General features: G+C 29.2%; 14 protein-coding genes. 10 read left to right on the forward strand and 4 right to left on the reverse strand.

The genetic code is table 11. The features are described 5' to 3' along the window. The first annotated feature begins 1 nt into the window (after position 1). Genes METVI_RS0106720 through METVI_RS0106740 form a run of 4 tightly spaced genes read left to right on the forward strand, consistent with a single transcriptional unit; the run spans position 2 to position 5,189 of the window. On the forward strand, positions 2–1,213 hold the full coding sequence (locus METVI_RS0106720) for an oligosaccharide flippase family protein (protein ID WP_004591138.1): 1,212 nt from the start codon (positions 2–4) through the stop codon (positions 1,211–1,213). Continuing rightward, positions 1,210–3,183 (forward strand): hypothetical protein, encoded by a 1,974-nt coding sequence (locus METVI_RS0106730; RefSeq protein WP_236610562.1) that lies wholly within the window; start codon positions 1,210–1,212, stop codon positions 3,181–3,183. The genes METVI_RS0106720 and METVI_RS0106730 overlap by 4 nt, the downstream gene beginning before the upstream one ends. Continuing rightward, positions 3,173–3,748 carry a hypothetical protein gene (locus METVI_RS0106735; RefSeq protein ID WP_017981146.1) on the forward strand — a complete coding sequence of 192 codons (576 nt, stop codon included), beginning with the start codon at positions 3,173–3,175 and terminating at the stop codon, positions 3,746–3,748. The genes METVI_RS0106730 and METVI_RS0106735 overlap by 11 nt, the downstream gene beginning before the upstream one ends. A 49-nt stretch (positions 3,749–3,797) precedes the next feature. After that, positions 3,798–5,189 (forward strand): PGF-pre-PGF domain-containing protein, encoded by a 1,392-nt coding sequence (locus tag METVI_RS0106740; RefSeq protein ID WP_004591639.1) that lies wholly within the window; start codon positions 3,798–3,800, stop codon positions 5,187–5,189. 8 nt (positions 5,190–5,197) lie between these two features. Here METVI_RS0106740 and METVI_RS0106745 read toward each other — a convergent pair whose 3' ends face one another. The 3 genes from METVI_RS0106745 to METVI_RS0106760 all read right to left on the reverse strand — a co-directional run bounded on the left by METVI_RS0106745 (position 5,198) and on the right by METVI_RS0106760 (position 6,692). After that, positions 5,198–5,881, reverse strand: coding sequence for a glycosyltransferase family 2 protein (locus tag METVI_RS0106745; RefSeq protein WP_004591637.1), 684 nt, complete (start codon positions 5,879–5,881; stop codon positions 5,198–5,200). After that, positions 5,871–6,134, reverse strand: coding sequence for a hypothetical protein (locus tag METVI_RS0106750; protein ID WP_004591635.1), 264 nt, complete (start codon positions 6,132–6,134; stop codon positions 5,871–5,873). Before METVI_RS0106750 ends, METVI_RS0106745 begins: the two co-directional genes overlap by 11 nt. Positions 6,135–6,302: 168 nt before the next feature. Beyond that, entirely contained in the window at positions 6,303–6,692 is a 390-nt protein-coding gene (locus METVI_RS0106760) for a DUF61 family protein (protein ID WP_017981147.1), read from the reverse strand. A gap of 76 nt (positions 6,693–6,768) precedes the next feature. On the opposite strand from METVI_RS0106760, the gene METVI_RS0106765 reads away from it, so the two are divergent. The 5 genes from METVI_RS0106765 to aspS are packed head-to-tail and all read left to right on the forward strand — an operon-like array spanning position 6,769 to position 10,959. Continuing rightward, on the forward strand, positions 6,769–7,935 hold the full coding sequence (locus tag METVI_RS0106765; RefSeq protein ID WP_004591628.1) for a thiolase domain-containing protein: 1,167 nt from the start codon (positions 6,769–6,771) through the stop codon (positions 7,933–7,935). A gap of 4 nt (positions 7,936–7,939) precedes the next feature. Then, positions 7,940–8,110 (forward strand): CooT family nickel-binding protein, encoded by a 171-nt coding sequence (locus tag METVI_RS07300; protein ID WP_004591626.1) that lies wholly within the window; start codon positions 7,940–7,942, stop codon positions 8,108–8,110. A 5-nt stretch (positions 8,111–8,115) separates the two neighbouring features. Further along, complete coding sequence (locus tag METVI_RS0106775) at positions 8,116–8,508, forward strand: Zn-ribbon domain-containing OB-fold protein (protein ID WP_004591623.1); 393 nt, start codon at positions 8,116–8,118, stop codon at positions 8,506–8,508. Between the two features lie 10 nt (positions 8,509–8,518). After that, on the forward strand, positions 8,519–9,676 hold the full coding sequence (locus tag METVI_RS0106780) for a hypothetical protein (RefSeq protein WP_004591621.1): 1,158 nt from the start codon (positions 8,519–8,521) through the stop codon (positions 9,674–9,676). Then, positions 9,673–10,959, forward strand: a complete 1,287-nt coding sequence (gene aspS / locus METVI_RS0106785; RefSeq protein WP_004591618.1) for an aspartate--tRNA(Asn) ligase — start codon at positions 9,673–9,675, stop codon at positions 10,957–10,959. Before METVI_RS0106780 ends, aspS begins: the two co-directional genes overlap by 4 nt. Here aspS and METVI_RS0106790 read toward each other — a convergent pair. Further along, positions 10,948–11,961, reverse strand: a complete 1,014-nt coding sequence (locus METVI_RS0106790; RefSeq protein WP_004591616.1) for an NOG1 family protein — start codon at positions 11,959–11,961, stop codon at positions 10,948–10,950. The genes aspS and METVI_RS0106790 overlap by 12 nt on opposite strands. A 22-nt stretch (positions 11,962–11,983) precedes the next feature. Here METVI_RS0106790 and METVI_RS0106795 point away from each other — a divergent pair, with 22 nt between their 5' ends. Further along, positions 11,984–13,420, forward strand: a complete 1,437-nt coding sequence (locus METVI_RS0106795) for a thiamine pyrophosphate-binding protein (protein WP_004591614.1) — start codon at positions 11,984–11,986, stop codon at positions 13,418–13,420. Positions 13,421–13,423 lie beyond the last annotated feature (3 nt).

Here is a 13,423-nt window from a genome sequence, read left to right on the forward strand (position 1 = left end):
TATGCTCTTAGAATCTTTAATACTAACATTTTTCAACTTTTCCTCAGGATTTTTTAATTACCTCTACCAACTGTTCATGGGGAAACTCTTAACTCCAGAAGAGTATGGAGTAGTTGCTTCTCTACTTTCTATATTTCTCATCTTAGGAATATTTCCAAGAGTAATAAACTCATCCCTAACTCCTCAAATTTCAAAATTAAAGGCAAAGAATAGATTAAATGAAATAAATTATATCTTCCTCCACTATACCAAAAGATTCCTAATATTAGGAGTAATAATAACCATCATTTTTCTAATACTATCTCCACTAATCTCAAACTTCCTACACATTAAAAATATTTACACCATAATAATCCTTCTAAACCTCCCATTTATCTTTATCAACCCAATAAATTTGGCAATCTTACAAGGCTTGCAAAGATTTACCAAATTGGGATTTACAAATACTTTAACATCCTTAGCAAAGTTCTTATTTGGAATTTTATTGGTTTACCTAACTTTTGGAGTTTTTGGGGCTTTAATAGCTATTTTACTCTCAAGCATTATTTCCTACTTAGTATCTCTCTACTTCATAAGGGACATCCTTAAATTAAAACCAAAAGAGTACTTCATAAAAAACTTCTACAAAACATCTAAGTTAATATTCCTCATAATATTTTCCTACACAACAATAACCACAGTAGATGTTATCTTAGCCAAACATTATTTATCAAAGTACTTAGCAGGGATCTACTCCTCAGTGTCTACATTAGGAAAGATCATCTTCTTTCTCCCAGGAGGAATACAAGCCATAATCCTATCTAAGGCAATAGAGTACAAAGAAAAAAACCTAAATCATTTAAATTTATTAAAAAAATCAATAATATTTCTAATCCTATTAACCTTGCCTATCTTAACTTCATACATCTTCTTTCCAGAGTTGGTAATTAAAGTTTTATTCTCAAAAAAATACTTATTGGCTAAACTGTACATAGGGAAGTATGGTTTGGCTATGCTTTTATTCTCAATCTCAGGTTTAATTATGAATTATCTAATCTCTCTAAATGTAAATAGAATTGCTTATCCATTAATTCTTGTATTGATCTTTGAGATCTTAGCCTTTATTATATTTCCAAAAACAATTGATAATTTTATAAATATTCTAATTTTAACTTCGTTACTTTCAATTGTAGTGCAAGTTCCTTATATAATAAAAGGAGGGAAAATTAAATGAGAAATACAATAATTTATCTAATTTTGTCAATAATAATAGTCTCTCCATTTCTTTTTGGTAAATACATATTTACCTTAGACAGCATTCCCACTCCAAACAATGAAGATTTCACAGCCTTATTTTATGGCTTTTCAGTCCCAGTTTATGGAGGTTCACTACCAATAAAAATTCTCAAACTTTTTATCCCAACAGATATTTTCCAAAAACTTCTAATATTCTTAATTCTTTTCCTTAGTGGTTGTTCCATGAACAAATTAATGGAAACTTTCACAGACTCAAAAATAGCTCAGTTATATGCTGGTTTATTATATATGATAAATCCCTACACCTACATAAGAATAGTTGTTGGTCACTGGCTAATACTATTTGCTTATGCCATCTTACCATTGGCAATAAAATACTTTATAGAACTATTAAACAAAAAAAAGTTAAAAAGCATTATAAAGTTTTCATTAATAACAACTTTAGTAGCTTTCAATGCCCATACACTTTTTATAGCATTTCTAATCTTTTTAATAGTTTTAGCATTTTATATATATAAAAACAAATCTTTAGAAATTCTAAAACCAATTATCCTTTCATCAATAATATTTTTAATACTAAATACTTATTGGCTAATCCCTACAATAACTGCTGAAAAACAAAGTATTGTTGTCAACATATCAAAAGCTGATCTCTATGTTTTTGCTCCTCACATAGAATCCTTCTCAGCCCTATTCACCTTAGCAAGCATGCATGGATTTTGGAGACCTGCATATATTTATGCAAAAGATTTCTTACCATTTTGGCCAATATTATTTATCTTCATCCTATTCTTAGCAGTGCATGGATTTACCTCATATTGTAACAATAAAAAACTTGGAATTTATGTTAAAGCTTTTACATTAATTTGGTTTATAGGTTTAATATTGGCCTCTGGAATATTAAGCCCATTTTCAGAAATATTTGAATTTTTATTTAACCACATACTTCTATTTAAAGGAATGAGAGATACACACAAGTTCGTGACAATGTTATGCCTATCTTATTCATTTCTAGGTGCTTTAGGTTTAGCAGAAATAGAAAAAAGCTTAAAAAATAAAAAACCAATAATAAAAAATGCTTTAATTTTAGCAATTTTACTTATTCCTCTAATCTATTCTTTTACATTCTTCAACGGATTTGCTCATCAAATAAAGCCAACAGATTTTCCAAAAGATTGGTATGAAGTTAATGAATTTTTAAACAAGGATAAAGATGACTTTAGAGTATTGTTCTTCCCTTGGCATCTCTACATGGACTTTCATTGGGTTCCTAATAAAGATAAGCGTATAGCCAACCCAGCTCCATATTTTTTCGATAAGGAAGTTATCTCCGCTAAAAACATCGAAGTTCCTGGGATATATAGGCAAGTATATACACCTTACCAAGTGTATATTGATAATCTATTATCTAAAAAAGATAAAATAAAAAACTTTGGACATTTGGTGACTCCATTAGGAATTAAATATATATTATTAACTAAAGAGGCAGATTATAAAAATTACTTCTTCCTCTTCAACCAAAGTGATTTAAAATTAATAATGGAAACCAAAAACTTCTATGTATTCAAAAATGAGGCATTTAAAGGTTTAATTTATTCTGTAAACTCATCAAATTGGAATTTAACAAATGAAAAAATAGATGAGAGGGATTATAAAAAACTAAATTATACAAAAGTTAGCCCAGTTGAGTATATAATTAAAGACAAACCACTAAGATATATAATATTTACAGAAGAGTATTCAAAAGATTGGAAATTTAATGGGAAAGAACCTTTAAAGGCTTATGGTGTTGTTAATGCCTATAAATATGATGATGAAAAAGAAATGAAAATAGTTTATGAAAGATTTTATAAAATATGCTTACCATCTTATATAATTTCATTACTTGCCTTTATTTTGTGTATGGGCTATTTAGTTAAAGATAAGGTGTTAAATCATGGAAGATAAAATCTCAGAATATAGGGAAATAGTTTTACAAACTTTTTTAATGCTATTTATTATTTATGTCTTTATTCTTATATATAAACATTACAACCCCTACGCCCTACCAGGGGTAGAAAAGAGATTTTTGTATCTTTTGATAATATTGGGGGTTATAGTGATTATATCCTATATCCAAAAATTAAACAAATTATTGAACTTCATAATAAATACATTAAACAAAATCTTTAAACCCATAATTTCACTATCTGTGGGGCAAAAATTTGTTTTATTGGCTATAATTTTTTTAATAATCTCTGCAATTGATCTTATATTAAGAGGAGAACATATAGCAAATGTAGATGCCATAATAGCATACTATTTTTTAGTTATAGGAGTTTTAAATTTACTTTTTGAGTATTGGAATGAATCTTTTCAAAAATTAAGAATAATTGTTAGTTTAATTTTGCTAAGTGTATTAATATATTACACTCCAGAAGTTACCAAAATATACCCTAAAGCTTATTATCTTCCCATTATTATTCTTATCCTATTTTTAGTCTATCAGTTTTTAAGAAAATTTTATATATAACAATGAAATTAAAATATACATAAAATATTGAAATTAATGGGTGTAAGTTATGATAAAAATTAAGAATAAAACTATAGTAAGTTTTTTTATAACAGCAATCCTAGCATCAATGTTAGTTCTTACCCAAACTGCTGCAGTTTCAGTTAGCTTAGTTCCTTCAACACAAGAATGTGATGTTGGAGATGTAGTTAATATAGATGCTACTGTAACAATACTCAGTAGTAAAGGGGAATGGGCAAATATAAAAAATATAACCCTCAAAGTTGAAAAGGATGGAAAAGTTGACACTGTTCCAATTCCATTAACATTAGAACCTGGAAAAACTGTATTATCCAATAAATCCCTATCAAATACAAATAGTGAAGTAATTGAAGTTAAATTACTAAACACCACTGCAGTTTATGGTTATGGGTATGGTTATAGTTATGTAAATGATAGTAGTTATGGATATCTAAATTGGCATTATGGTTATGGATATGGTTATGGCTATAGTGGATATGGTTATAATGTTTTAAACTCTCCATCAAATGCTATAATAAAATATAATATAAAATGGAAACCTAATGAAGCTGGGACTTACAAGTTTACATTAATTGTTTCTTTGAAAAGTGGGGAAATGTTTGCCTCAAGTTGTGAAGTTACAGTTAAAGGTATAGAAGAAACAACCACTGGTGGTGGAGGAAAAAGAACAACAACTGGTGAAGAAACTAGTGAAGAGAGAGTAAAAAGCTTATTAGAATCAAAACCAGAAAAATACATTGTTAAAGAAATAAAAGTTGAACCTGGTAAAAAAGTTGAAATAAGTATAGATAAAGAGATATCAAGTTTAGCAGGATTAGAAAAACTGATTATTGAGCTAAATAAAGAAATGAACTTACAAGTTATAGTAGCTATTGTCAAATCATTACCTTCAAAAGTTACAGCTCCTCCATCAGGAACTCCTTACTCAATATTTGAAATTGTATTTGTTGACAAAGACACTGGAGAACTTGTAGAACCAAAAGGAGAAGTTGAGTTTAAAGTTCCAAAATCATGGTTAAAAGAGAAAGGATTTGGAAAAGATGAAGTTGTATTAGAGAGATGGGATGATATTGAAGACAAATGGGAAGACTTACCAACTGAACTAGTAAGTGAGACTGGAGATGGTTACAAATATAAAGCTAAATTAGAGAGATTCTGTATCTTATCAGTAGTTGCTAAAGCTGCTACAACAACAGAAAAAGAAATAAAAGAGGAGAATAAAACTACAACAACAAAAGAAATAAAAGAAGAAACAGAAAATAAAACAGAAATAAAAGAGGAGAATAAAACTACAAGTGTTGAAAAACAACCTTCCACAGAAAAACCAGCTAAAGGAGCTAATAATATGTTAATAATAGCAGTAATATTAGCAATTATAATATTAGTAGCTGCCTATCTAATATTCATGAAAAAACAGTAAAAAATTTTTTATAATATTTTTTGACAAATCAACTTAATTAATATTTTTATTCCAGTTAAAACATTTGTCCCTTTTTTTATTGAATAATCAGTATATATTGTTTTTATTGGCACTTCTTTTACCTTTAATTTTAACTGTTTAGCTATAATTATAAACTCTGAAGAAACTTCATATCTATCACTTTTTAACTCTTTTATAATCTTTTTAGCTGCATCATATGTAAAACCCCTCAATCCAGACTGACTATCTGAGACATAATATCCTCCCATCAAAAAAGTTAATAGATTTAAAATAAAATTTCCAATTCTCTTAATAATTGGCATATTTTTTATTTCATTCTTATCTAATAACCTACTACCAATGACAAAATCATTCTCTTTTAAAGCTTCAATTATTTTTTTAATATCTTTAACATCATGCTGTCCATCAGCATCAAAGGTTATTATATACTTTGGTTTATATAATAAAGCACACTTTATTCCTGTCCCTAATGCCCCTCCTAAACCTCTATTAATCAAATGCCTACAAACAATAACACCTTCTCTCTTTGCAAGCTCATAAGTGTTGTCTTCAGAACCATCATCAACAACAATAATATTTTTGTATCCTTCATTTTTTAAAGCTTTTAATGTTTTAGTTATCATCTTTTCCTCATTGTATGCTGGGACTACAATAAAAACATTATTTTCCATTATCTCCACCTATGATTTTAGCAAAAGCTAATGCCCCAACAATCCCAGAAATAAAAAGAGATAAAGCTATAGTATCAGCAAAAGCTATATTGTACTGTTCAGAGATAACTACTATCATTGTTCCTATAACAACAGTTATAATAGATTCCCCAATTAAAACATTTGCTGTACCTTTTTTAAATGCTAATCTTAATCCAGCTAAAGCAGAGAAGGTTAATGATATAATAGCAAATAGCCAAATAAAGTAGTTCATAGTATCACCCTCTTAACAACTAAAAAAATAAATATTAAAGCTCCTAAAAAGATGGAAAACCATACCCATATATTTACAATAAAAAATATTTTAAATATCTTCTCCCTATTTTTCTTATTATAAAATATTTTCTTTATTGGGTCTTTACCATAATATTTTTTCATCCTCTCAATCCAAAGGTAATTTAAATATTAGCTGAGTTGCTGTAGGTAATTCTCTCCTAACAATTCTTAATTCTGGCTTATAGATATAAAGAATATTTTCTTCAGAGAATATATTTATCTCTTTTCCTAAGATCTTTGCTACAACTTTAACCTCCTCTTTACCTTTCACAACAATAGCATTTATTGATGGATCTACTTCTAAAACTATAGGCAGCTTTAAATCTTCACTAGCTATCTCTTTTAATAACTCTAACTCTCTCCTTTTTATTCTATGCCTTTTCCCATTAACTAATATATATGGCCTATCTTCATTTAATAACTCTTTTAAACTTTTTTTCTTAAATCTAGGATTTAAGTCTTTAATAACTGATTTTATAATCTTCTCCACTTCCATATATTCACCAATTAACTTATAAAATTTCGACAATTATATATAGGTTTTATCATCATAATATTATTATGGTGATTATATGAGAGATGTTGCTATTATAGGTTATGGGCAAACAGCATTTGGAGAATTATGGGAAAGAAGTTTTAGAAGTTTAATAGTAGAGGCAGGAGTAAAAGCTGTAGAAGCTGCTGGTATAGATGGAAAGGACATTGATGAAATATATATTGGAAATATGAGTTCTGGTTTATTTGTTGGGCAAGAGCATGTTGCAAGCTTAATAGCTGATCACGCTGGACTTAATCCTATAGCTGCCACCAGAGTTGAAGCAGCATGTGCATCAGGAAGTTTAGCTTTGAGGCAGGCTATATTAAATGTTGCTAGTGGAGCAAGTGATATTATTTTAGTAGGTGGAGTAGAAAAGATGACTGATGTTGTTGATCCTACAAAAGCCATATCATCAGCAGCAGATCAAGAATGGGAAGCTATTTTTGGAGCTACCTTTCCATCTTTATATGCTATGATGGCTAGAAGATATATGTATGAGTATGGTTTAACATTAGAAGAGTTATCAATGTGGAGTGTAATAATGCATGAACATGGATCTAAGAATAAGTATGCACAGTTCAGAAATAAAGTTACTTTAGAACAAGTTATGAATTCTCCAATTATAGCTGATCCATTAAGATTATTACATTGCTCACCAATTTCAGATGGAGCAGCAGCTTTAGTTATATGCGAAGCTGAAAAGGCTAAAGAGTTTGTAAATAGTGATGATATCATATATATTAAAGCTTCAGCTCAAGCTAGTGATACAATAGCTTTACACAGTAGAGAAAAAATAACTGAACTAAAAGCTGCTAAGATAGCTTCAGAGAAAGCTTATAAGATGGCTAAAATTGAGGCTAAGGATATTGATGTTTCTGAAGTTCATGACTGTTTTGCTATAAATGGTTTAATATTACTTGAAGATATTGGATTCTGTAAGAAAGGGGAAGCTAAATATTTATTGGATGATATAAGGATAGATGGAAAAAAGCCAGTAAACCCCAGTGGTGGTTTAAAAGCAGCAGGACATGCATTAGGAGCTACAGGAATTAGGCAAGTAGGAGAGATTTATTGGCAGTTAAAGAGAGATAAAGAGGTTAAAGATAGACAGGTTGAAATAAAGAATGGTTATGGTTTAGCTGTTAATGTTGGAGGTACAGGTGGGACAGTTTGTGTTCATATCCTTTCAGATAAAAGGTGAAAATATGTGTAGCTGTAATTTATATTTTAAAAATGAGTTAGTTATGGAGGATGTGATTTTTGTAAAGAAAGAGAATAATAAAATTATAGCCTATGACTTATTTGGTGAAAAAAAAGAGTTTGAAGGGGACATAAAGATTGTTGATTTAAATAATAATAAAATATACATAGAGTGATAACTATGGTTGTTAGAAGTTGGAGACATATAAAGGAGAGATATAATTTAATAGGAGTTAAATGTTTAAATTGTAACACAGTATATTTCCCAACAAGAGAGTTATGTCCAAAATGTAGAAGGAAAACAAAGTTTGAAGAAATAAAGCTTAGTGGAAGAGGAAAGGTTTATAGCTATTCTATTATACACACAGCTCCAAAAGAGTTTGAAAAGGAGGCTCCTTATATAATTGCTATAGTTGAATTAGAAGAGGGGGTAAAGGTAACTGGGCAAATTGTTGACTGTCCTTTAGATAAAATTAAAATTGGCTTACCAGTAGAAACTGTTTTTAGAAAAATAAAAGAAGAAGGTGAAGATGGGGTTATAGTTTATGGATATAAATTTAGACCCATAGAATAAAGTGATAAATATGCAGAATTTTGAACTTTTAGAGAAGTCTTATGAATTGGCAAAAAATATTAGAGATCCTTATGTTAGAGGTAATTTACTAAAAGATATAGCTGAAGGTTACTGTGAATTAAATGAATTTAAAAAAGCTTTAGAAATAGTTAATGAAATTGATGAGGAGTCAATAAGATTAGAAGCTTTGAACAGCTTAGCAATAAAATTAGCTAAGGATAGGGAAGCTTGTAAAGAATTATTAAAAAGATCTTTTAAATTGGCTAAGAAGTATGGTAAGATGGAAGAATATATTATAACTTTAGCTAAAATAGCTAATACCTTAGCAGAAGTTCATGAGTCATATAAAAATGTGATAAGTGAAGCACTAAAAAATACTTCATTATTAAAGATAGATGAAAAAGCTAAAGTTTTATCTGATATTTTAGGAATTATAAAAGATTTAGATGAAAGTAGAGAGGTTGTTAAAGAAGTTTTAAAAATAGTTGAAAAGTTAGATGAAAAGGAAAGAGATGGAGTTTTATCTACAGTAATATTGGATCTTTTAAAAATTGGGAATATAGAGAAAGCTATTGAACTTTCCAAGAGAATAAAGGATCATTTTTGGAAAACAGAGGCTTATATTTATATTGCATATTATCTTTATAAATCAAAAAAACAATATAAAAACTATATAAATATGGCTGTTGAATCAGCAATGAATATAAAAGATGAGTTTTGGAGAGACACTGCATTGACAAAAATAGCTATATGTTTAGTAAAAACAGGGGATTATGATCAAGCAATAGAAATATCAAAAGCTATAAAAAGTGATAAAGCATTAAAAAGTGTAGTTTGTGGTATGTCAAAAAATGAGATGTTTAATAATGCATTAGAATTAGCTAAAGAAATAAAATCAAACTTTTGGAAAGCATTAGCACTTTCTTGTATTGTTAGAGATTTAGGGATGTTAGGGAAATCTTATGATGAAGTATTAAATAAAGTTTTAAAGATTGCTGATATGATTGATAATCCTGTCCATAAGTCTATAGTGTTATATAACATAAGTTGCAAAATTGCTAAAATTGGTGATGAGAAAAAAGCTTTAGAAATAGTTGAAAAAATAGAAGATACATTTTGGAAAGCTAAAGCTTTAAGAGATATAGCTATTATAGGTGGGAAACAATGAGAACTCATTATTCTTCTGAATTGTCAGCTAATATGGATGGGGAAATTGTTAAAGTGGCAGGATGGGTTCATTCTATAAGAGCTTTAGGAAAATTGATATTTGTTATCCTTAGAGATAGAGAAGGGTTTATTCAGATTGTTGTGCCAAAACAGAAAGTTGGAGAAGATTTGTTTAAGAAGATAAAGAGTTTGGGAGTAGAGGATGTTATATCTGTTAAGGGTAAAGTTGTTGCAAATGAAAAAGCTCCTAACGGTTTCGAAATCCTACCTTTAGAAGTGGATGTGTTAAACACAGCTAAACGACCTCTTCCATTAGATCCTGCAGAAAAAGTTCCTGCAGAGTTAGATACAAGATTAGAAAATAGGTTTTTAGATTTGAGAAAGCCTAAAATTCAAGCTATATTTAAAATTAGGCATGAAATGTTAAAATCTGTAAGAAATACATTCTATGAAGAGGGTTTTATAGAAGTTCATACACCAAAACTTGTAGCTTCATGTACAGAAGGAGGTACTGAACTTTTTCCAATATCTTATTTTGAAAAAGAAGCTTTTCTAAGCCAAAGTCCTCAGTTGTATAAACAGATGTTAATGGCTACAGGATTAGATAGGGTTTTTGAAATAGCTCCTATATTTAGAGCAGAAGAGCATAATACAAGAAGACATTTAAATGAGGCAATTTCTATAGATGTTGAAATGGCATTTGCAGATGATGTAGAAGCTATTAAAATGTTAGAGAAAGTGGTACATAATGCTATAAAAGATGTTTTAAAAAATAGAGAAAAGGAGTTAGAGTTGCTTGGAGTGGAGTTAGAATTACCAAAGAAATTTGATAAGATAACCTATGATGAAGCTATAGAAATTGCTAAGAAAAAAGGAGTAGAAATAGATTGGGGAGAGGATCTAAGTAGAGAAGCTGAAAAGGCCATTGGAGAAGAAATGGGTGGATTTTATTTTATAGTTGATTGGCCATCAGATATTAGGCCATTTTATACAATGCCTAAAGATGATAGATATTGTAAAGCTTTTGATTTGATGTATAAAGATCTTGAATTAGCTTCAGGAGCTCAAAGAATACATCTTTATGATCTCTTAGTAGAGAATATTAAGAAAAAAGGTTTAAACCCTGATGCATTTACTTATTATTTAGAGGCATTTAAATATGGGATGCCCCCACATGCAGGTTGGGGGTTAGGGGCGGAGAGATTTACTATGGTTCTGACAGGGAGAGAGAACATAAGAGAGTGTGCCCTCTTTCCAAGAGATAGGCATAGACTAACACCTTAATTTTGATTTATAACTTTCAATAGCTCTCTTCTTTAAAATCTCTTTAAGTTTATCTAAGTTAATTCCTTTATCAGCTGATATCTCTATCACTTCATAATTTTTTAACATATCCCTAATTTTATTTAATCTCTCTTTATCAATAAGATCTATCTTATTAATAGCTAAAATTATAGGTAATTTAAATAATTCAGAAATCTCTTTTAATAAACTGATTTGCTCATCTAAGCTATACCCACAATACTCTGAAGCATCTATAACAAAGAGTATTATATCAGCTAAATAGTTTAATGCCAATATTGCCTGAAGCTCAATATCATTTCTCTCATATAGTGGTCTATCTAAAAGACCTGGGGTATCAAGCATTTGAATATTGTCCATATAACCTACATTTATTCCCTTTGTAGTAAATGGATAATTATTAATCTCAACATCTGCTCCAGTTAAAGCCTTTAATATTGTAGACTTTCCAACATTTGGATAACCTGCTATAGCTATAGTTGGTAAATCTTTAAAAGTTGGTAAATCCTTTAATTTCTCCCTTGCAACAGCAATAAATGCCATTTCAGGGTGGATCTGTTTTAGTATAGATTTTACTCTACCAACAAATTCTTTTCTAAATTTAGCAGCCTGTTGTGGAGTCCTTGATCTTCTAATCTTTTTTGCATATTCATTTGTAAGCTTCTTAACCAAATCTGAAGCCCATTTAAATGCTCCAAGAGATTTTTTAAACTCATCTATCCCCACAAGAATTTCCACCATCTCTTGATAAAATTTTGGTAGTTTTCTAACTGCAGGGGCTTTATCAATAACTTTCTGTAAATTGTCAGCTACAACAGAACCAATAGTCCTAACTTTATGCTCTTCTACCATTTTACTTTTTATTAAAGATGGTAATGGTTTTTGTCTCATTTCATTAGCAACTTTTTCTCCTCTTCTTAGAGCTTTTTCCATAAGCTCATCAGGCATAAGTATAGTAGGAATTTTTTTAAAAGGGTTTTCCATAGTATCACTTTGAGGTGAGTTTATGAAATTTTTAGAAGCTATTGTAGATTTCTTAGAAAGGAATATAAAAACCCTTTTCTACTACCCAGGAGAGCAAGTTTTACCACTATGTGAAGAAGTAGAAAATAGTAAGATAAACAATATTTTAGCTGGAGATGAGAGGGGAGCAGGGTTTATGGCTGAGGGATATGCAAGGATAACAAATTATATTGGAGTTGCAATATCTTCAACACCTGGCGCAGGAAATTTAGTAACCCCTGCATTGAATGCTTATAAAGATAATTCCTCAATCTTATTAATAACAGGTAGAAATTATAAGAAATACAGAGGGGAAAATTATTTTCAAGAAATAGATATGAATTTTTTAAATATTTATAAAGGTTATTTTGATCCAAAATATGAAGATTTTGTGAAAGCATTTTATGAATGTTTATATAGTAGAAGACCTATACATATAAATATATCCCTGGACTGTTATGATAAAGAAGTGGAAGTTAGAGATTATATAAAATATAAATATAATTATAATTTTAATATAGATATAGAGAGTAGGAAACCTCTATTATTAATTGGTCAAGGAATATATGGTTTAATGCCATATAAAGATATTATAAAAATAAATAAAATCTTAAAATCTGTTCAAATTCCTATATCTACAACTTTTCCTGCTAGAGGGGTGATATCTGAGAATTCTGATAATTGTATAGGCTTAGTAGGGAGGAGAGGAGATATAAAATCTTTATTAGAAGCTGATAAAATTATAAATATTGGATCTTCACTGTCTTATAACACATATGTAGAGAGTGTAAGAAATGAACTTTTAAAAAAGACTATAAATATAAATTTTTATCCAAATGATATTAAAGAAGTAAAAGAGCTATTTAATAACATCAGCTTAGATAATTTATGGTTTGAAAAAGAATTATACTTTACTCCAAAAGGAGATTACTCTAAGAAAATTTATACTCTAATATCTTCACTACCTGATGATGCAATTATTGTTAATGATGCAGGAAAGCACACTGTTTTCACATGTTTATTAAAAAAATGTTATCTTCCAAAGAGCTTAATAGCCTCTCATTCATTTGGATGTATGGGATTTTCACTACCAACAGCTATTGGGGTTAAGTTAGCCTGTCTTGATTATGGAATAGATAGAGAGGTTGTATCTATAAATGGTGATGGTAGCTTTATAATGAATCTACAGGAGTTAAAAGTTATTTCTGAAAATAATTTAAAAATTCTTATTGTTATCTTTGAAAATCATAAATTGGGAAGATTTAAAACAATAAATAATCCAAACTTTGTTAAAATTGCTGAAAGCTTTAATATTGATGCTTATAAAACTGAAAATTATGAAGAAATAGAAGATGTTGTAAAAGGATATTTGAGAGGAAATAAACCCTTATTACTATCAATAAAAACAGAAGATGAGGATTTACCAACACCAAATAGGTGAGAG

Source organism: Methanocaldococcus villosus KIN24-T80 (assembly GCF_000371805.1).
In the GTDB taxonomy this organism is placed as follows: Archaea; AGJL01; Methanococci; order Methanococcales; family Methanocaldococcaceae; genus Methanocaldococcus; species Methanocaldococcus villosus.